This is a genomic window from Ideonella margarita, assembly GCF_038066635.1.
Lineage (GTDB): Bacteria > Pseudomonadota > Gammaproteobacteria > Burkholderiales > Burkholderiaceae_C > Ideonella > Ideonella margarita.
Genome location: NZ_JBBUTI010000007.1, coordinates 152657 through 170444, shown reverse-complemented (window position 1 = coordinate 170444; position 17788 = coordinate 152657). Strand labels below are relative to the sequence as shown.

The 17788-nt window shown below is 65.8% G+C and carries 21 protein-coding genes; 8 read left to right on the top strand and 13 right to left on the bottom strand.

The features are described from left to right. Window positions 1–18: 18 nt before the first annotated feature. Complete coding sequence (gene rimM / locus AACH00_RS11790; protein WP_341399338.1) at window positions 19–630, bottom strand: ribosome maturation factor RimM; 612 nt, start codon at window positions 628–630, stop codon at window positions 19–21. 46 nt (window positions 631–676) lie between these two features. Next, window positions 677–934, bottom strand: a complete 258-nt coding sequence (gene rpsP, locus AACH00_RS11785; RefSeq protein WP_341399337.1) for a 30S ribosomal protein S16 — start codon at window positions 932–934, stop codon at window positions 677–679. A gap of 305 nt (window positions 935–1239) precedes the next feature. Here rpsP and AACH00_RS11780 point away from each other — a divergent pair, with 305 nt between their 5' ends. Beyond that, window positions 1240–1785: a GNAT family N-acetyltransferase gene (locus tag AACH00_RS11780; RefSeq protein ID WP_341399336.1), complete on the top strand. Its 546-nt coding sequence runs from the start codon at window positions 1240–1242 to the stop codon at window positions 1783–1785. Beyond that, complete coding sequence (locus AACH00_RS11775) at window positions 1782–2237, top strand: NINE protein (protein ID WP_341399335.1); 456 nt, start codon at window positions 1782–1784, stop codon at window positions 2235–2237. Before AACH00_RS11780 ends, AACH00_RS11775 begins: the two co-directional genes overlap by 4 nt. An 82-nt stretch (window positions 2238–2319) precedes the next feature. On the opposite strand, the gene AACH00_RS11770 is transcribed toward AACH00_RS11775, so the two are convergent. The 10 genes from AACH00_RS11770 to murJ all read right to left on the bottom strand — a co-directional run bounded on the left by AACH00_RS11770 (window position 2320) and on the right by murJ (window position 11598). Further along, a complete protein-coding gene (locus AACH00_RS11770; protein WP_341399334.1) occupies window positions 2320–3330 on the bottom strand; it encodes an inorganic phosphate transporter in 1011 nt (336 codons plus the stop codon). 24 nt (window positions 3331–3354) lie between these two features. After that, entirely contained in the window at window positions 3355–4002 is a 648-nt protein-coding gene (locus AACH00_RS11765) for a DUF47 domain-containing protein (protein ID WP_341399333.1), read from the bottom strand. A 255-nt stretch (window positions 4003–4257) separates the two neighbouring features. Next, window positions 4258–4620 carry a DMT family protein gene (locus tag AACH00_RS11760; RefSeq protein ID WP_341399332.1) on the bottom strand — a complete coding sequence of 121 codons (363 nt, stop codon included), beginning with the start codon at window positions 4618–4620 and terminating at the stop codon, window positions 4258–4260. Beyond that, window positions 4617–5114: a 2-amino-4-hydroxy-6-hydroxymethyldihydropteridine diphosphokinase gene (gene folK, locus AACH00_RS11755; protein ID WP_341399331.1), complete on the bottom strand. Its 498-nt coding sequence runs from the start codon at window positions 5112–5114 to the stop codon at window positions 4617–4619. The genes AACH00_RS11760 and folK overlap by 4 nt, the downstream gene beginning before the upstream one ends. After that, window positions 5111–6703: a polynucleotide adenylyltransferase PcnB gene (gene pcnB / locus AACH00_RS11750; protein WP_341399330.1), complete on the bottom strand. Its 1593-nt coding sequence runs from the start codon at window positions 6701–6703 to the stop codon at window positions 5111–5113. The genes folK and pcnB overlap by 4 nt, the downstream gene beginning before the upstream one ends. Further along, window positions 6700–7374, bottom strand: coding sequence for a histidinol-phosphatase (locus AACH00_RS11745; protein ID WP_341399329.1), 675 nt, complete (start codon window positions 7372–7374; stop codon window positions 6700–6702). Before AACH00_RS11745 ends, pcnB begins: the two co-directional genes overlap by 4 nt. Next, the gene (gene hda, locus AACH00_RS11740) at window positions 7371–8045 is read right to left on the bottom strand and encodes a DnaA regulatory inactivator Hda (protein ID WP_341399328.1); all 675 of its coding nucleotides are present in this window, start codon (window positions 8043–8045) and stop codon (window positions 7371–7373) included. The genes AACH00_RS11745 and hda overlap by 4 nt, the downstream gene beginning before the upstream one ends. After that, entirely contained in the window at window positions 8042–9103 is a 1062-nt protein-coding gene (locus AACH00_RS11735) for an AI-2E family transporter (RefSeq protein WP_341399327.1), read from the bottom strand. Before AACH00_RS11735 ends, hda begins: the two co-directional genes overlap by 4 nt. 52 nt (window positions 9104–9155) lie before the next feature. Continuing rightward, window positions 9156–10025, bottom strand: a complete 870-nt coding sequence (locus tag AACH00_RS11730; RefSeq protein WP_341399326.1) for a SirB1 family protein — start codon at window positions 10023–10025, stop codon at window positions 9156–9158. Window positions 10026–10041: 16 nt separating this feature from the next. Continuing rightward, window positions 10042–11598, bottom strand: coding sequence for a murein biosynthesis integral membrane protein MurJ (murJ, locus tag AACH00_RS11725; protein WP_341399325.1), 1557 nt, complete (start codon window positions 11596–11598; stop codon window positions 10042–10044). 140 nt (window positions 11599–11738) lie between these two features. On the opposite strand from murJ, the gene rpsT reads away from it, so the two are divergent. Beyond that, a complete protein-coding gene (gene rpsT, locus AACH00_RS11720) occupies window positions 11739–12035 on the top strand; it encodes a 30S ribosomal protein S20 (protein WP_341399324.1) in 297 nt (98 codons plus the stop codon). Between the two features lie 180 nt (window positions 12036–12215). On the opposite strand, the gene AACH00_RS11715 is transcribed toward rpsT, so the two are convergent. Next, window positions 12216–12554 (bottom strand): DUF3579 domain-containing protein, encoded by a 339-nt coding sequence (locus AACH00_RS11715; protein WP_341399323.1) that lies wholly within the window; start codon window positions 12552–12554, stop codon window positions 12216–12218. Window positions 12555–12823: 269 nt separating this feature from the next. Between AACH00_RS11715 and AACH00_RS11710 the strand changes: the two genes are divergently transcribed. The 5 genes from AACH00_RS11710 to AACH00_RS11690 all read left to right on the top strand — a co-directional run bounded on the left by AACH00_RS11710 (window position 12824) and on the right by AACH00_RS11690 (window position 17683). Then, on the top strand, window positions 12824–14014 hold the full coding sequence (locus tag AACH00_RS11710) for an aspartate aminotransferase family protein (protein WP_341399322.1): 1191 nt from the start codon (window positions 12824–12826) through the stop codon (window positions 14012–14014). A 16-nt stretch (window positions 14015–14030) separates the two neighbouring features. Beyond that, complete coding sequence (gene argF / locus AACH00_RS11705) at window positions 14031–14993, top strand: ornithine carbamoyltransferase (protein ID WP_341399321.1); 963 nt, start codon at window positions 14031–14033, stop codon at window positions 14991–14993. A 69-nt stretch (window positions 14994–15062) separates the two neighbouring features. Next, window positions 15063–15806 (top strand): metallophosphoesterase family protein, encoded by a 744-nt coding sequence (locus AACH00_RS11700; RefSeq protein ID WP_341399320.1) that lies wholly within the window; start codon window positions 15063–15065, stop codon window positions 15804–15806. After that, window positions 15796–17310 (top strand): serine/threonine protein kinase, encoded by a 1515-nt coding sequence (locus AACH00_RS11695; RefSeq protein WP_341399319.1) that lies wholly within the window; start codon window positions 15796–15798, stop codon window positions 17308–17310. Before AACH00_RS11700 ends, AACH00_RS11695 begins: the two co-directional genes overlap by 11 nt. A gap of 7 nt (window positions 17311–17317) precedes the next feature. After that, entirely contained in the window at window positions 17318–17683 is a 366-nt protein-coding gene (locus tag AACH00_RS11690; RefSeq protein WP_341399318.1) for a YkgJ family cysteine cluster protein, read from the top strand. Window positions 17684–17788 lie beyond the last annotated feature (105 nt).

Genomic DNA, 17788 nt, shown 5'->3' with positions numbered 1-17788 from the left:
TCGACGCCTGGGCAGGCGTCAGTAGTCGAGGCCCCAGTCGACCGTGATGCGGCGAGCCGCAAGGTCAACCTGGTCGACAAAGGCATCGACGAAGGGAATCAGGCGTTCGGCGTCGTCGGGCTTGGCATCAGGCGCAGCCTCGGGACGACGCACGCGCAAGACGCAGTGCGGGCCGGTATCGATCAGATCGACGACGGGGCCGAGCGCCACACCATCGCGGTTGACCACATCCAGACCGATCAGATCGATCCAGTAATACTCACCGTCACCGGCCGTCGGGAAACTTTCACGCGAGACGAACACGCGGGCACCCTTGAGGGCTTCAGCGGCGTTGCGGTCCGGGATGTCAGGGGACGTGGCCACCACGACATCCCCCTGCTCACGGGCAGAGGTGATCTTCAGCGTGGCGGGCAGCGCCTGGGCATTGCGCACCACTGGTGACGCAGGACGGCCAGGCACATCGGCCGCCGGCTTCAGAAACCAGCGACGCGAAGAAAACAAAGCCTGGGGATCAGAGGAGAAAGGCGTCACTTTGAAGCCCCCCTTGATACCCCAGGCGTCGATGATGCGACCGACTTCGATCGCGTCATCGGGCCAGCTGGCCTGCTCGTTGGTGGTTGCGCTGTTCACGTCAGACACACGAAGGGCAGGAGCTGGCACCAGGCGTGCGCCTGGATCAGGCCGCGACGACCTTGGCAGCTGCCTTGTCGATCAGGCGCTTCACGGTCGGCGACGGCTGTGCGCCAACGCCAATCCAGTGGGTCACGCGGTCTTGTGCAACGCGCAGGGACTCACCACGCTCACCAGCCAGCGGGTTGTAGAAACCCACGCGCTCGATGAAGCGGCCATCACGGCGCTCACGCGAGTCAGCCACGACGATGTTGTAGAACGGGCGCTTCTTGGAACCGCCGCGAGCAAGACGAATGACGACCATGTGTCGTTACCTCAGGAATCAATTGTTGAACCGCCACCCCAAGGAGACACCGCAAGGTGTGGCTGATTCCGTTTACCGCCGCCTGAATCGGGTTACCCCGCCAGAGCGCACAGCACATGTTGTTTTCTCAAGCTCGTAGATACGCTGCCTGCTGAGTTGACGCCCGGCGCTTCCCTGAATTCAGCCCGATGCCCGCTTGGAGCATTCGAACCAGAACCCTTGGCTTTACCCAGACGAACCGCGGCAACCGCGCCCGAAAACATGAGATTATAAACGCTGAATTCATGTTGCGATAGCCAACCCTGATGACCAACGCACAATTGCTGATCCGCCCGAGCACGATAGACGATCTTCCAGCCATCACGGCCATCTATGAGGACGCCGTGCTGCACGGCACCGGCACCTTCGAGCTGGAAGCGCCCGACCTCGCCGAAATGGGCCGTCGCCGCGACGCCGTGCTGGCCAACCACCTGCCCTGGCTGGTGGCCCAGCTGGGCGACGAGGTGGTGGGTTATGCCTACGCCAACCACTTCCGCCCACGCCGAGCCTACCGCTTCTGCGTCGAGGACTCGATTTACCTGGCGCCTGCCGCCAAGGGCCGCGGCGTGGGCACCGCCCTGCTGGCTGAGCTGATGGCCCGCTGCGAGGCCGCTGGCGCACGTCAGATGCTGGCCGTCATCGGCGACAGCGACAACCTGGGCTCGATCGGCGTGCACCGCCGGCTCGGGTTCGAGCACACCGGCGTGCTGCGCAGCGCTGGCTGGAAGTTCGATCGCTGGCTGGACGTGGTGATGATGCAGCGCGCACTGGGCACCGGCAGCAGCCAGGACCCCGTGGACATCCACGCATGAGCGCGGCCGCTCCCCGCTCCAAGGCGATCGCCACTTGGCTGGCACTGGTGTTCGGCACGCTCGGCGCGCACCGCTTCTACCTGCACGGCCGCCGCGACGTGATCGGCTGGCTCAGCCCGATCCCGACACTGATAGGCCTGGCCGGTGTGATTCGCATGGACAACCTCGGGCAGGACGACACCACCTCATGGGCGCTGATTCCCATCCTGGGGCTGATGATTGCGCAGGCAATGCTGAGCGCCATCGTGATCGGCCTGACACCCGACGAGCGCTGGAACGCCCGCTACCGCAACGGCCAGCCCGATGCCGGCAGCGGCTGGATACCGGTGTTCGGGGTCATCGTTGCGCTGCTGCTGGGCGGCACCGCCTTGATGGGCACCATCGCCTTTGGTGGCCAGAAGTATTTTGAATACCAGCGTTTGCAGGCGGAAATCGAAGCCGCCAAACCGTGAGGCTCGCCCCGAGAGGCGCAACAAAAAGGGGCCACGAAGGCCCCTTTTTTCATGCCGGCACACTTGGCGCCGGGCAGTTTAATCAGAACAGCAGCGTGCTGAGCCAATAGAACATGCCCGCCACAAACGCCGTGGCCGGGATGGTGAAGATCCAGGCCCAGACGATGTTGCTGGCCAGGCCCCAGCGCACAGCCGACGCATTGCGCACCGCACCCACGCCGACGATGGCACCGGTGATGGTGTGGGTGGTGGACACCGGAATACCGAGCGCCGTGGCCAGGAACAGCGTGATGGCGCCGCCCGTCTCGGCACAGAAGCCGCCCACGGGCTTCAGCTTGGTCAGGCGCTGACCCATCGTCTTGACGATGCGCCAGCCGCCGAACATGGTGCCCGCACCAATGGCCATGTAGCACGACCAGATCACCCAGTTTGGCGGCGCCTTGTCGTCCACCGTCATGTAGCCAGCAGCCACCAGCAGCATCCAGATGATGCCGATGGTCTTCTGCGCGTCATTGCCGCCGTGACCCAGCGAATACAGGCCGGCGGACACCAGCTGCAGACGGCGGAACCAGCGGTCAACGCGGATCGGCGAGGTGCGCCTGAAGACCCAGGCCACCAGCACCATCATCAGCGAGCCCAGCACGAAGCCGAGGAACGGCGAGACGAAGATGAAGACGATGGTCTTCAGGATGCCGGCGCCGACGAGCTTCGAGACACCCGCCTTGGCCATCACCGCGCCCATGATGCCGCCGATCAGGGCGTGCGAGCTCGACGAGGGGATGCCGTACCACCAGGTGATGATGTTCCAGGTGATGGCGCCGATGAGCGCACCGAACACGACGTGGTGGTCCACCACGCCAGGCTCGACGATGCCCTTGCCGATCATGCTGGCCACCTTCAGCTGAAAGATGCTGATGGCGACGACGTTGAAGAAAGCTGCAAACAGCACGGCCTGCTGCGGCTTGAGCACCCCGGTGGAGACCACCGTGGCGATCGAGTTCGCAGCATCGTGAAACCCGTTCATGAAGTCGAACGCGAGGGCCAGAACGACCAGCAGCGCGACGACCCAGAACGCGATGGAAGAGGCTTCCATGAGAAAAACCGCTTTCCGCTGGGATCAGGAGTTCTCGAGGACGATGCCCTCGATGAGGTTGGCCACGTCTTCGCAACGGTCGGAGATCGTCTCCAGGTGCTCGTAGATGGCCTTGAGCTTGATCAGCTCGCGGGTGTCCTGCTCTTCACGGAACAGGCGCGACATCGCACTGCGCATGACGCGGTCGGCATCCGACTCCAGGCGGTCGATTTCCTCGCAGGTCTTCAGGGCGGCTTCAGCCACGGCCGGATCGCTCAGCTTCGGGATCAGCGACACGGCGTGTTGCACACGCTCGCAGCACTTCACCGAGATCTCGCCGAGGCGCACCACGTCTTCATTGACATGCTGCACGTCGTACAGGGCCATGACTTCGCTCGAATCCTGCAGCAGGTCGAGGATGTCATCCATCGCATTGATCAGGCCGTGGATCTGTTCGCGGTCGATCGGCGTGATGAACGTGCGGTGCAGCAGGCGGTTCACTTCGGCGGTGATCTTGTCGGCCGCATGCTCGGCGTTGTCGACTTCACGCGCGTACTTCTCGCGCAGATCCGGCGTGTTGTAGTACTGGATCATCTGCACGAAGGCACGGCCGCCTTCGGCGATGTACTTGCCGTGTTCATTGAACAGCTCGAAGAAGTTGCCATCTTTGGGCAACAGCTTGCCGAAAATCATTCGGGGACTCCTCGTGGGAAACCGCCCTTGGTTGGGCGTGGTCGTTGGTCCTGCCGTCAAGCGAACGGTGCCAAGCAGCACAAAGCGGCCACGCCACCGGGAAGATCCGCTCGGTGTGGCCGCTCAGGTGCCACTGACAACCAACCGATTGCGGCAGGCATGTGTCTGTGGGGTTGACGTCACTGAACTGTCATCAGTCCGTCATATTTCGATTGTATCGAAGCCGCGACAGCGCGCTGTCAGCACCTGCCAGGGTTAGGCTCGGAAGATGAAGTACACCGCGCCCATCAGACACAACCCGGCCCAGAGATAGTCCAGCTTCAGAGGCTCGCCCATCCAGAAAACGGCGAAGGGCACGAACACCGCCAGCGTGAGGACCTCCTGGGCGATCTTCAGCTGAGCCAGGCTGTATCCGCCCGCATGCCCGATGCGGTTGGCGGGCACCTGCAACAGGTACTCGAACAGCGCGATGCCCCAGCTGGTCAGCGCAGCCACCCACCAGAGCTTGCCGCTCTGGTGCTTGAGGTGGCCATACCAGGCGAAGGTCATGAACAGGTTGGACAGCAACAGCAGACCAAAGGTCTGCAGGGGCAAGGGCAACTGGGCGAGGAAGCTCATTTGTTGCAGGCTTGAATGGCCTGATCCGAGACGGCAGGCAGATGATCGGCTGCAGCACCGAGCCCGGGCACGATCAGATCGGGCGCGAGGTCCAGCAACGGCCGCAGCACAAACGCTCGTTGATGCAGGCGCGGATGCGGCAGCGTCAGGCGCGGGGTGTCGAGGTGCGTCTGGCCATGCAGCAGCAAATCCAGATCGAGCGTGCGAGGCGCATTGCGGTAGGGCCGCTCGCGGCCGAACGCCAGCTCCAGGGCCTGCAGCTTGTCCAGCACCGCCTCGGGTGACAAACGGGTGTCGATGGCCGCGACTGCGTTGAAGAAGTCAGGCCCACCGGCGTCGATGGGTGCACTCCGGTAGAGCGGCGACAGGCGCATCCCTGCGCCTTCGTCCCAGGCTGCGATCGCCCGAGCCGCCGCCAGCACCGTCTCCCGGGCATCACCCAGGTTGGCGCCGAGGCCGATCCAGGCCGTCACCGGCGCTGGCACGGCACTCATTCGCCGGCAGAGCCCTGCGGCGCTGCGCCACCACCCTCGCCGGAGCCCGGCTTGCGGCGGCGACGACGGCGCTTCTTCGGGGCAGACGACGAGCCCTCCCCTTCACCATCATCCGAAGCGCTGTCGGCCCCGGCAGCCACGGCAGTCCCCGGGCGCGGAGGCGGCGGCGTGCGGCGCGGACGCGGGCCCGACGCCGGGCGACCGCTGGCGCGAGCAGCCTCGATCAGGGCCTCGCGCTCTTCCTCGTTGCCCAGCGAGAAGTCTTCCCACCACTCGGCCAGGTCTTGCGACACCTCGCCCAGGTCGGCACGCAGACGCAGGAAGTCGAAGCCGGCACGGAAGCGCGGCTGCTCGACCAGACCGTAAGGCTGGCTGCCGGTGCGGCGCTCGAAGCGCGGCTGCATCATCCAGATCTCACGCATGTCGGTCGCCAGCTTGCCGCGGCCGGAGATGTCGCCGATGCGAGCATCAAACACCGTGTCGATGGCCAGTTGCAGCGCTGGCATCGTGGGCTCGCCCTGGGCACGGTTGGCCTCCCAGCGGGTCAGCACCTCATGCCACAGCATGCAGGCCAGCATGAAGCTCGGCGCCACCGGCTTGCCTTCGCCGACCCGGCGGTCGGTGTCCTGCAAAGCCAGAGTCAGGAACTTCTCGCGCTCGCTGCCTTCCGGCGCCTGCGACAGCACGGCGTCCAGGATCGGGAACACGCCACGGTCCAGGCCCTGCGCCTTCAACTGCGCCAGGCTCGACAGGGCATGGCCGGTCTGCAGCAGCTTGATCATTTCGTCAAACAGGCGCGAAGCCGGCACGTTGGCCAAAGTACTGGCCATCGCACGGATCGGCTTCTGCGTCTTCGGCTCGAGCTTGAAGCCCAGCTTGGCGGCGAAGCGCACCACGCGCAGGATGCGCACCGGGTCTTCGCGGTAACGGGTCTCGGGGTCGCCGATCATGCGCAGCGTCTGCGCACGGATGTCCTTCAGGCCGCCGTGATAGTCGACCACGATCTGCGTGCGCGGGTCGTAGTACATCGCGTTGATCGTGAAGTCGCGGCGCGCCGCGTCCTCGATCTGCGGGCCCCAGACGTTGTCGCGCAGCACGCGGCCGCTGGCATCCACCACATGGCTCTTGTTGGCGATGGCGTCCTTGGCAGTCTTCTCGTTGCCCTGCACCTGCTCGGCCGCCGCGTTGTCCATGTAGGCGCGGAAGGTCGAGACCTCGATCACCTCATGGTCACGGCCACGGCCGTGGATGACGTGCACGATGCGGAAGCGGCGGCCGATGATGAAGGCGCGGCGGAACAGGCCCTTGACCTGCTCGGGCGTGGCGTCGGTGGCCACGTCGAAGTCCTTCGGGCGGCGATTGACCAGCAGGTCACGCACGGCACCGCCGACGATGTAGGCGGTGAAGCCGGCGTCCTGCAGGGTGGTCACCACGCGCACGGCCCTGTCATCAAGCAAGGCGGGGTTGATGCCGTGTTCGGACACCGGCACCTCCACGCGCTTGCCCAGCGGAATGTGCGAAGCCTTGGCCGATCCGGCCTCGGCGCCTGCCGGCTTGCCCAGCAGCTTGTCGATGAATTTGCGGATCATTGGTTTTGAAACAGGTTGAGGATGCGCCAGCCGCGTTCGCGGGCAATGGCCTCCAGGGCCGGCGTCGGGTTGGTGGCCACCGGCGTGGGCACCACTTCGAGCAGCGGCAGATCGTTGGGGGAATCGCTGTAGAACAGCACGTCATCAAAATCAGACAGCGTGCGGCCCTGCTCAGCCAGCCACGCATGCACCCGGGTGACCTTGCCTTCGCGGAAGGTCGGAACGCCCTTCACGCGGCCCGTCACACGGCCGGCATCGTCACGCTCCAACTCCACCGCCAGCAGGGTGTCCACACCAAACGCGCTGGCAATCGGGCGGGTCACGAACTCGTTGGTCGCCGTGACCACCGCCACGCAGTCACCAGCGTCGAGGTGGCTGCGCACCAGCGCCAGCGCTTGCGGCGCCAGCACCGGGCCGATCACCTCGGCCATGAAGCGCTCACGGGCCGCTTCAGCTTCAGCCACCGGCCTGCCGCGCCAGACCGAGGTGGCGAAATCCACGTACTCGGCCAGCACCAGCGTGCCGGCCTGGTATTGCGCGTAGAACTCGTCATTCCGGGCTTGCCAGACCGCGGCGTCGGCCCAGCCGATGTCGACCATGAACTGGCCAAACGCGTGATCGGAATCGTTGGGCAGCAGCGTGCCGTCAAGGTCAAACAGGGCCAGTTTCATGCAGCTTGGCCCTCTTCGGCCACCATTTTTTTCAGCAAGGGTACCGTGACATGCCGCCGCTCGGCCAGCGAAAAGCTGTCCAGGCGCTGCAGCAGGGTCATCAGGGAAGCGAGATTGCGCGAAAAGCGCGTCAGCAGATAGTCCAGCACCTCGTCCGACAGCGGCAGCCCGCGCCGCTCGCCTTCGCGGCGCAAAGCCGCGCGCGTGTCGGTTTCCGACAAGGCCTGCAAACCCAGCACCGCGCCCCAGCCGAAGCGGGTACGCAGGTCTTCCCGCACCTCCAGCGCTACAGGTGGTTCCCGGCCGGCCGACGCCATCTGGATCTGGTGCGTCGCGGCTTCCACGAACAGCGTGAAGGCAGCGTGCTGCCGGGCCGCGTCGAGCCGCTCGGCGCCATCGATCACGATGAGCGACCAGCCTTCGTCGAAGGTCCAGGGCAGCGGCGCGTCGGCATCAAACCAGCCGCAGCGGCCGCCTTGCAGCCGCACCTGGCCGGCCAGGGCGCGCAGCAGGTGGGTCTTGCCGGCACCGGCGGGGCCGTACAGATAAATGGGCGGGCCGGGGTAGCGCAGGCCTTGCAGCTCGGCCAGCGCCAAGCCGTTGTCACCGGTCACGAACGAATCAAAATCGGGCTCGGTGTCGAGACCGATCGCCAAGGGCAACTGCTTCATCCGCGGTACAACTCACTGCCCACATAGGCTTGCCGCACACGCCGCCCGGCCACCAGCAACACGGCCGACAGCGGCAGCGCGATCAGCACACCGACAAATCCGAAAAGATGGCCGAAGGCCAGCAAGGCGAAGATCACGGCCAACGGGTCAAGGCCGATGCGCTCGCCCACCAGGCGCGGCGTGAGCAGGAAGCTCTCGAGCACCTGACCGACGCCGTAGATGAGGGCGACTGCGCCAACGCCGTACCAGCCCTGGAACTGCAGCACCGCACTCAGCAGCGCCAGCACCAGGCCCAGGCCGTAACCCAGGTAAGGAATGAAGATAGCCAGGCCCGTGAACACGCCCACAGGCACGGCCAGCTCGAAGCCCGCCACGGCCAGAGCCACCGTATAGAACGCTGCCAGCGACAGCATCACCAGCAACTGGCCGCGCAGGTATTGCCCCAGCACGGCGTCGCACTCCGCCAGGAAGCCGTCGACCTGCGCGCGCAGGCGCGGCGGCACCAGCACCAGCAGGCGCTCCACCAGGTTGGGCCAGTCCAGCAGCAGATAAAATAGCACCACAGGCACTAGGACCAGGTTGCCAACTAGCGCCAGCACGATGCTGCCGCCGATGCGCGCAGAGCTCAGCGCCGTGGCCATCCAGTCTTCCAGATTGCCGTCCAGCACCTTCATGGCCATGGCCTTGATGCCAGCCACGTCGAGCTGCACATGCACGCCGAACTGGCTCAACCAGGGCGCCAGCTGGCGGTTCAGGCGGTCCGCCAGCATGGGCACCTGCTCACGCAATTGCGGCAATTCCTTCGCCAGGATGGGCACGAGCATGGTCAGCAGGGCCAGCCCCAGCAGCAAGGCCACGACCACCACCACGGTGACAGCCACGGTACGCGGCAGGCGGCAGCGCACCAGCGCCGCCACGGCGGGGTGCAAGGCATAGGCCAGCACGGCGGCCACCAGGAACGGCGTCAGCACGGGCGCCAGCAGCCAGACCACACCCAGCCCGGCTGCCAGTATCAGCAGCCAGCTCAGGGTTTGTCGCTGTGCAGGGGTGAGGTTCATCCGGGAAAGTACAAAAGCCACGACCGTGGCGTGACTGATTGTAGAAGGCAGTTCAATACAGTCGGGAACCCGGCTGCGCGCGCCAATCGTTCAGGTGCGCAGCCATGCGGGCGGCATCGCCGGCGTCAGGGTGGGCTTCAAGGTAGCTGCCCATGTCGGCCACGGCCCGCTCGAACAGGCCGAGATCGGCCAGCACCAGCGCGCGGTCGCGCCGCTCTTCCCATTGTTCCGGCAGCAAGCGCACCAGCCGCTCCTGCACGGCCAGCAGCCGGTCGAGCTGGCCGGTTTGCCGATGCACCAGTTGCAGGTTGCGGAGCATGCGTACCAGGATGTCGCGCGACGAAGCGGCCTGCAGGAACAAGCCCAGCGGCGTGTCGAAATCACCCACCAGGCCATGCTGCTGGCGGAACGGCTCAAGCCGTTCATCCAGCGCCTGGCGCGACAGGGACTGGCCGGTGAACGGATCGACGATGACCTCGCCGTTGGGCACACGCACCTTGACGAGAAAGTGGCCCGGGAACGAAACGCCGTGCGCCTGCAAACCCACCGCCTCCGCCAGGCTCATGTAGAGCACCGCCAGCGAGATGGGAATGCCGCGCCGGGTCTCCAGCACACGGTGCAGGTAGCTGTTGTCGGCGCTGTAGTAGTCATTCACGTTGCCACCGAAGCCGAGCTCCTTGAAGAAGTAGGCATTCAGCAGCCGAAGGCAATGGGCAGGCGACGCATCGGCCGGCAACCGCTGTGTGAGCCGCTCTGCCAGCAGGTCCACCCGAGCCAGCTCGGCCTGAACATCCAGTGATGGCTCGGCGTCCTGCCCGAGGGCAATGGCTGCCTCCAGCAGGGCAAAGTCGTCGTCGCTGCCCACCAGCGTCTGGAAATACTCCAGCACCGTCGGGCAACGACTGGGCCAGGTCGCGCTCATGCTTGCTCCAGCTGCCTCAACCGCGGCGCGCGAACTGGCGCAGGTTCAGCCCCAGCAAACGCAGGCTGCCGAAATACAGCACGGCGCCGGCCACGATGACCGCCGCCAGCCATGCTGCGCGCTGGCCGCTGTGGGCCTGCAGGGCGATCCAGTCGAGACGGACCGCCGCTTGCCAGAGCAGCACACCCACCAGGCTGGTGGCCGCGCACACCCGCACAAGGAACAGCGGCCAGCCCGGTGACGGCACATAAAGGCCACGCTTGCGCAGCCCAAAGAACAACCAGCCGGCATTGATCATGGCGCCAAGGCCGATCGACAAGGCCAGGCCCGCATGCGCAAACAGCGGCACGAAGATCGCGTTCATCAGCTGGGTGCAGATCAGCACCACCACCGCGATGCGCACGGGCGTGCGCAGATCCTGCTGGGCAAAGAACCCGGGCGCCAGCACCTTGACGCCGACGAGGCCCATCAGGCCGCAACCGTAGCCTTGCAGCGCCAGCACGGTCATTTCAACCGCTTGCGGCGTGAACTTGCCGTAGTGGAACAACACAGCCACCAGCGGCTTGGCAAACACCAGCATGGCCACGCCGCACGGCAGCGCCAGCAACACCACCAGCCGCAGCCCCCAGTCCAGATGGCCGGCGTAACCCACATGGTCGCCCTTGGCCTGCAAGGCTGACAGACCCGGGATCAGCACCACGCCCAGGGCCACGCCCAGCACCGCGGTCGGGAACTCCATCAGGCGGTCGGCGTAAAACAACCAGGACACGGCACCCGGCCCCATGTGGGAGGCGATCTGGCTGTTGATCAGCAAGGAGATCTGCGCAACGGACACGCCGAGCAAGGCCGGCGCCATCTGCTGAAGCACGCGGTGCACGCCCGGGTGCCGCCAGGCGCGCAGCAGCGCCGCTGGCCCGAGCCCGATGCGCGGCAGGCAACCAATGCGCATCAGCGCCGGAATCTGGATGCCGAGTTGCAAGGCGCCGCCAAGCAGCACGCCGGCCGACAAGGCATGGATGGGCGCGATGCCCCAGCGCTCAAGCAAGGGCGACAGCAGCACCATGCAGCTGATCATCGCGACATTCAAAAGCACAGGCGTGAAGGCCGGCACCGCGAACCGCTTCCAGGTGTTGAGCACCCCGGCTGACAAAGCCACCAGCGACATGAAGCCGATGTAGGGGAACATCCAGCGCGTCATCAAAACGGCCAGGTCCAGCTCCTGCAACCCCGCGCCAAACAGCCAGACGATGATCGGTGCGCCGGCCACGCCCACCACGCAGGTCATCAGCAGTGCCCAGAAAAGCACGGTGGCCACGGCATCAATCAATGAGCGCGTGACCGTGTCACCTTCGGCTGAGCGCGTGGCGGCCAGCAGTGGCACGAACGCCGCGGAAAACGCGCCCTCGCCGAACAGTCGGCGCAGCAGATTGGGGATGCGGAAGGCGACGTTGAATGCGTCGGTCAGGGCCGTGGCGCCAAAGACCGATGCAATCAGCTGGTCACGGATCAAGCCCGTGACGCGAGACATCAGGGTCCACAGCGATACCGTCGAGGCGGCCTTCAGCAAATTCATAGGGAGACCAGGCAAACGGCAAGTAGCAGAGGGTGCGTTGATTATAGGTAGTCACCATCAACGAATCCCTGCCTGCTTGCCAGCCGGGAAATATCAGTGCTATACTCGATGGTCTTTACCCACCTGGAAAACCATACAGCATGGCCACCTCCTCCAAAGCCAAGAAGCGCACCGTGCGCCTGGCCTCGGGCCGCAAGCGCGCCCGCCAGGACGTCAAGCTGAACGCCGCGAATTCTTCGCTGCGTTCCAAGTTCCGTACCTCGATCAAGAATGTCCTCAAGGCTGTTGCCACTGGCGACAAGGTCAAGGCGACTGAACTGTTCAAGACCGCCCAAGGCGTGATCGATTCGATCGCTGACAAGGGTTTGTTCCACAAGAACAAGGCTGCTCGTCACAAGAGCCGCCTGTCTGCCAAAGTCAAGGCGCTCGCCGCCTGACGCAACTATCCAGGTGGACGACAAAGGCCCCGCACTGCGGGGCCTTTTTCATTCCCCCACCCTAGTCTTCCCTGCTGATGCGGACGCGCACCCTGCAGAAACAACAAAGCCCCGCGAGTCGGGGCTTTGTTGTTTCTGGACTGGCCGCCGGCATGCCGGCTGAAGCCTGGTCAGCTGCAGTCAGCCGCGATTGGCAGGCGGCGTGCCCGGATCAGGCAACAGACAAGCCTCGGTGACCTGCAGGTCGTTGTCGCGGGCGAAGTTCATGACGAAATCCCAGGCCATGGGCTCGAGCGCCTTGAGCGACTCGTTCACGATCACGCACTTCACACCGTTGATGACGCGCGGCACGCAGTAGGGCGAATAGCCGATGAAAGCGCCGATGCCGCCCTGCGAGCCGCCCGGACGGAAACACGACATGGCACCCGCAAGCCGTTCCGCCCAGTCACTGGGGCGGAAGGTTCGGCCCTCTTTAGTGAGGCCCTGAATGAAAACTTCGCGGGGCTTGGGCAAAGACATGGATGCGGCGCTGGTGCTTGGGGCCGGATGGTAGCTGTTGAAGCTGGCACGGCGCTGTCGCGCCCATGCCCGTATTGTGCCTTGTAGTTGTTGCGCCGCAGCATTCAGCGTCGATCTTGTTGCCGCAGCACGCCTCATTTTCGGCAGTCACGAGCAGACATTTAGAATCAGTGTCCGGGCCGGAAGGTGACCGTGGTGTCGCCGCCGGCCTTTTTTGTTGGCAACGCTTGTTGCCCGTCTGTTTTCCAACCTGTGACCGGAGTCCGTTGATGACCGCCTCGATGCCCCACGTGATGAACACCTATGGCCGACTGCCTGTGGCGCTGTCGCACGGCCGAGGGTGCCGCGTCTGGGACACCGAGGGCCGACGTTACCTCGACGGCCTCGGCGGCATTGCCGTGAACACCCTGGGCCACGCCCACCCAAAGCTGGTGCCGGCACTGCAAGAGCAGATCGCGCAGATGATCCACTGCTCGAACTACTACGAAAGCCCGCTGCAGGAAGCCCTTGGCGCCAAGCTGTGCGAGCTGTCCGGCCTGTCGGCCGCGTTCTTCTGCAATTCGGGCCTGGAAGCCAATGAAGCAGCGCTGAAGATCGCCCGCAAGTTCGGCCACGACAAGGGCATTGATTTCCCGGAAGTCATCGTCTTCGAGAAGGCCTTCCACGGCCGCTCGATCGCCACCCTGTCGGCCACCGGCAACCCGAAGGTGCAAGCCGGCTTCGGCCCGCTGGTGGAAGGCTTCGTGCGCGTGCCGCTGAACGACATCGCCGCCATGAAGGACGTGGCTGCCAGCCGCCCGAACGTGGTGGCCGTGTTCCTCGAGACCATCCAGGGCGAAGGCGGCATCAACGCGGCCCGCTGGGATTACCTGCGCGAGGTGCGCGCCCTGTGTGACGCTCAAGGCTGGCTGCTGATGCTGGACGAAGTGCAATGCGGCATCGGCCGCACGGGCAAGTGGTTCGCCCACCAGTGGGCGGACATCCAGCCCGACGTGATGCCGCTGGCCAAGGGCCTGGGCTCGGGTGTGCCGATCGGCGCGGTGGTGGTCGGCCCGAAGGCGCTGCATGTGCTCGGCCCGGGCAACCACGGCACCACGTTCGGCGGCAATCCGCTGGCCATGCGCGCCGGCATCGAAACGCTGGCCATCATGGAAGCGGACGGCCTGATGGCCAACGCAGCCGAGGTCGGTGCGCACCTGAAGGCGGGTCTGGAGCAAGGCCTGGCCGGCGTGGCCGGTGTGAAGGAAGTGCGCGGCCAGGGCCTGATGATCGGCATCGAACTCGACCGCCCCTGCGGCGTCATCCTGACCCGCGCGCTGGAAGCCGGCTTGCTGCTGTCGGTGACGGCCGACACGGTGGTGCGCCTGGTGCCACCGCTGATCCTGACGCGTGAGGAAGCCGACGAGATCGTCGCGATCCTCGTGCCGCTGATCACCCAATTCCTGGCCGAAGCGGCCTGACCCGAGACCCTGCCCCATGAAACCCGGAATGAGCCTCATGAAGCACTATCTGCAATTCAAGGACTTTCGCGCCGAGGAATATGCCTACGTGTTCGAGCGCGCCCGCGTCATCAAGCAGCGCTTCAAGAACTACGAAAAGTACCGCCCGCTGACCGACCGCACCCTGGCGATGATCTTCGAGAAGGCCAGCACGCGCACCCGCGTCAGCTTCGAAGCCGGCATGTACCAGATGGGTGGCTCTGTGGTGCACCTGACCACCGGCGACAGCCAGCTTGGCCGCGCCGAGCCGATCGAGGATTCGGCGCGCGTCATCAGCCGCATGGTCGACATCGTGATGATCCGCACCTTCGAGCAGACCAAGCTCGAGCGCTTCGCGGCCCACTCGCGCGTGCCGGTCATCAACGGCCTGACGAACGAGTTTCACCCCTGCCAGATCCTGGCTGATCTGTTCACCTACCTGGAGCACCGCGCGCCCATCAACGCCCGCGGCTACGACCTCGACTGCCTCAAGGGCAAGGTGGTGGCGTGGGTCGGTGACGGCAACAACATGGCCAACACCTGGCTGCAGGCGGCCGAGATCCTCGGCTTCACCGTGCATGTCAGCACGCCATCGGGCTACGGGGTCGATCCGGCGGTGGCCGGCATCAGCCGCACCGATTGCTACAAGGTTTTCAAGGACCCCGTTGAAGCCTGCCGTGGCGCCCACCTGGTCACCACCGACGTGTGGACCAGCATGGGCTACGAGGCTGAAAACGAGGCCCGCATCAAGGCCTTTGCCGACTGGTGCGTGGACGCCGAAATGATGGGCGTGGCCCAGCCGGACGCCCTGTTCATGCATTGCCTGCCCGCCCACCGCGGCGAAGAGGTGAGCGCCGATGTCATTGACGGGCCGCAATCGGTCGTCTGGGACGAGGCCGAGAACCGCATGCACGTGCAGAAGGCCCTGATGGAATACCTGCTGCTGGGCCGTATCGGCTGACCAACAAGGGGGCATCAGCCCCTCGTCAGCCGACGCGCGCACAGTGATCGGCCGGAGACAAACAACACCATGAAACTGGCCCTGATCACCGATCTGCACGCGAACCGGGAAGCGGTTCAGGCCGTGCTTGACCATGCCCATGCCCACGGCGCCCAGCGCTACGCCTTTCTGGGCGATTACGTGGGCTATGGCGCTGACCCGGGCTGGGTGATTGACACCGTGCGCCGCTACGTGGACGCAGGCGCCATTGCGGTGGGCGGCAACCACGACGCGGGTGTGTCTGAGGCGCCTTCGCCGCAGATGCGGCCGGAGGCGCGCCTGGTCATCGAGTGGACGCAGCAGCAGCTCAACGCTAGCCAGCTGGAGTTCCTGACCAGCCGCCCCTTGAGCGCGACCGACAACGACATGCTGTTCGTGCATGCCAATGCCTTTGCGCCAGCCGAGTGGGAATACATCCAGGGCCGCATTGAAGCGGTGCGCAGCCTGCATGCCACGACCTGCCACTACACCTTCTGCGGCCACATGCATGAGCCGAAGTTGTTCCACCTGTCGGGCACCGGCAAGGCGGGCGACTTCGTGCCGACACCGGGTGTCGCCATTCCGGTGCCGCCGCACCGCCAGTGGCTGGTGGTGCCGGGCTCGGCCGGGCAGCCGCGCGACGGCAATCCGGCGGCCTGCTACGCCATGTTCCACCTGACCGACCAGACCCTGACCTTCCACCGCGTGCCTTACGACCACGACCTGGCCGGGGCGAAGATCATCGCCGCGGGCCTGCCGCCGCGGCTGGCCGAGCGTCTGGCCCATGGACAGTAGCGGCAGCTTCATCGGGCGCGACGGCAGCCGGCTGCCCGACACCGGCCCCCGGGTGCTGGAAGTCGGCCAGATCGTCGACGGTTTCCGCCTTGAAGAGCGGCTCCACCAGGGTGGCATGGCCGCCCTGTGGCGTGTGGTGCGCACCAACGCCGAAGGCGCCCCGGTGCCCGAGGCGAGCGGCATGGGCCTGATCATGAAGGTGCCGCGCATCAAGGGCGGCGAGGACCCGGCCACCATCGTCGGCTTCGAGGTCGAGCGCATGATCATGCCGACGCTGTCGGGCCCGCATGTGCCGAAGTTTGTGGCCAAGGGCGACTTCACCCGCCAGCCGCACATCGTGATGGAGCACATCGCCGGCGCCACCCTGCGGCCCCGGCTGGACGACGCGCCACTCGCCTTCGACGAGGTGGTGGAAATCGGTGAGAAGGTGGCCGTGGCGCTGCACGAGCTGCACCGCCAGAACGTGGTCCACCTCGACATCAAGCCCAGCAACATTCTGTTCCGGCCTGACGGTGCGGCGGTGCTGATCGACTTCGGCCTGTCGCGCCACGACCACCTGCCCGACCTGCTCGACGAAGAATTCACCCTGCCGATGGGCACCGGGCCATACATGTCGCCCGAGCAGGTGCAGTTCGTGCGTAACGACCCGCGCTCCGACCTGTTCGCCCTCGGCGTGATGCTGTACCACTTCACCACCGGCGAGCGCCCGTTCGGCGCTCCGAACTCGGTGCAGGGCCTGCGCAAGCGCCTCTACATCGACCCGGTACCGCCCCGCGCCCTGCGGCCGGATTGCCCGCCCTGGCTGCAGGAGGTGATCCTGAAGTGCCTGGAGGTGAAGCCGGAGAACCGCTACCAGAGTGCCGCGCAGCTGGCTCTGGAGTTGCAGAACCCGACCCAGATCGCCCTGAGCCGACGCGCCGAACGGCTGACCCGATCATCGGCCTTCACGCGCTTCAAGCGCTGGTTCTTCGCGCTGGGCAGCGAGCCCGACAACCGCAGCGTCACCGCGCGGGAGATGGTCAACAAGAGCCCGATCATCCTCGCCTCGGTGGATGTGGAGAGCGCCTCAGAGACCCTGCTGGATCAGCTGCGCGAAACCGTGCGCCGCCTGGTGCTGACCGAGCCTGGTGCCCGCCTGGCCTGTGTCAGCGTGATGCGCACCGCGCGCATCGGCATGGACGAGCTGGTCGACAAGTCCGGCCAGAGCGTGCACGTCAAGCAACTGGTGCATCTGAAGCACTGGGCGCGGCCGATCAGCAAGTCGCTGAACCTCGACGAAGGGCGGCTGACCTTCCACGTGCTGGAAGCACCGGACCCGGCCACCGCCATCATCGATTTCGCCCGGCGCAACCAGGTCGACCACATCGTGATGGGCGCGCGGGGTAACTCGGCGCTTCGGCGCTATCTGGGCAGCGTGTCGTCGCAGGTGGTGGCCGAATCCGACTGCACCGTGACGGTGGTGCGCGCCAATACGCCGGACGAGCCCGACCGCGGCGCGCCTTGATCTCGCCATGAACGCCCCCACCGCAGGTCATACAGCCCGCTCCACGCACGACAACCCCTGCATTCAGTGCGGGGCCTGCTGCGCCAGCTTCCGGGTCGACTTCGCCCGGGACGAGCTCGACAGCGAATACGGCCGTGTGCCCGAAGGCCTGGCGGTGGACGTGACCGACCAGACCTGCCGCATGCGTGGCACCGACCATGCACAGCCCCGCTGCGCCGCCCTGGTAGGCCGCGTGGGGGTGGACGCCCACTGCGGCATCTACGAGTGGCGCCCGGCGCCCTGCCGCGAGTTCGGCATGCTCGCGCCCCTGGGCCGCGCCGACGATGCCTGCACCCGCGCACGGGCGCGGCACGGCCTGCCGCCGCTGGAATAGCGCAGCGTCAGACGGCGCCCGTCCGGTGCAGGCCACGCCGGATTTGTCCCTGTGTTGGAAATAACCGACACCACAAGCCCCCGCGCGGCGCTAACTTCCTGCGCC

Coding starts and splice junctions, on each gene's coding strand:
- rpsP (WP_341399337.1), bottom strand. CDS start 934: ATGGTCGTCATTCGTCTTGCTCGCGGCGGTTCCAAGAAGCGCCCGTTC.
- AACH00_RS11780 (WP_341399336.1), top strand. CDS start 1,240: ATGACCAACGCACAATTGCTGATCCGCCCGAGCACGATAGACGATCTT.
- AACH00_RS11775 (WP_341399335.1), top strand. CDS start 1,782: ATGAGCGCGGCCGCTCCCCGCTCCAAGGCGATCGCCACTTGGCTGGCA.
- AACH00_RS11770 (WP_341399334.1), bottom strand. CDS start 3,330: ATGGAAGCCTCTTCCATCGCGTTCTGGGTCGTCGCGCTGCTGGTCGTT.
- AACH00_RS11765 (WP_341399333.1), bottom strand. CDS start 4,002: ATGATTTTCGGCAAGCTGTTGCCCAAAGATGGCAACTTCTTCGAGCTG.
- AACH00_RS11760 (WP_341399332.1), bottom strand. CDS start 4,620: ATGAGCTTCCTCGCCCAGTTGCCCTTGCCCCTGCAGACCTTTGGTCTG.
- folK (WP_341399331.1), bottom strand. CDS start 5,114: ATGAGTGCCGTGCCAGCGCCGGTGACGGCCTGGATCGGCCTCGGCGCC.
- pcnB (WP_341399330.1), bottom strand. CDS start 6,703: ATGATCCGCAAATTCATCGACAAGCTGCTGGGCAAGCCGGCAGGCGCC.
- AACH00_RS11745 (WP_341399329.1), bottom strand. CDS start 7,374: ATGAAACTGGCCCTGTTTGACCTTGACGGCACGCTGCTGCCCAACGAT.
- hda (WP_341399328.1), bottom strand. CDS start 8,045: ATGAAGCAGTTGCCCTTGGCGATCGGTCTCGACACCGAGCCCGATTTT.
- AACH00_RS11735 (WP_341399327.1), bottom strand. CDS start 9,103: ATGAACCTCACCCCTGCACAGCGACAAACCCTGAGCTGGCTGCTGATA.
- AACH00_RS11730 (WP_341399326.1), bottom strand. CDS start 10,025: ATGAGCGCGACCTGGCCCAGTCGTTGCCCGACGGTGCTGGAGTATTTC.
- murJ (WP_341399325.1), bottom strand. CDS start 11,598: ATGAATTTGCTGAAGGCCGCCTCGACGGTATCGCTGTGGACCCTGATG.
- rpsT (WP_341399324.1), top strand. CDS start 11,739: ATGGCCACCTCCTCCAAAGCCAAGAAGCGCACCGTGCGCCTGGCCTCG.
- AACH00_RS11715 (WP_341399323.1), bottom strand. CDS start 12,554: ATGTCTTTGCCCAAGCCCCGCGAAGTTTTCATTCAGGGCCTCACTAAA.
- AACH00_RS11710 (WP_341399322.1), top strand. CDS start 12,824: ATGACCGCCTCGATGCCCCACGTGATGAACACCTATGGCCGACTGCCT.
- argF (WP_341399321.1), top strand. CDS start 14,031: ATGAAACCCGGAATGAGCCTCATGAAGCACTATCTGCAATTCAAGGAC.
- AACH00_RS11700 (WP_341399320.1), top strand. CDS start 15,063: ATGAAACTGGCCCTGATCACCGATCTGCACGCGAACCGGGAAGCGGTT.
- AACH00_RS11695 (WP_341399319.1), top strand. CDS start 15,796: ATGGACAGTAGCGGCAGCTTCATCGGGCGCGACGGCAGCCGGCTGCCC.
- AACH00_RS11690 (WP_341399318.1), top strand. CDS start 17,318: ATGAACGCCCCCACCGCAGGTCATACAGCCCGCTCCACGCACGACAAC.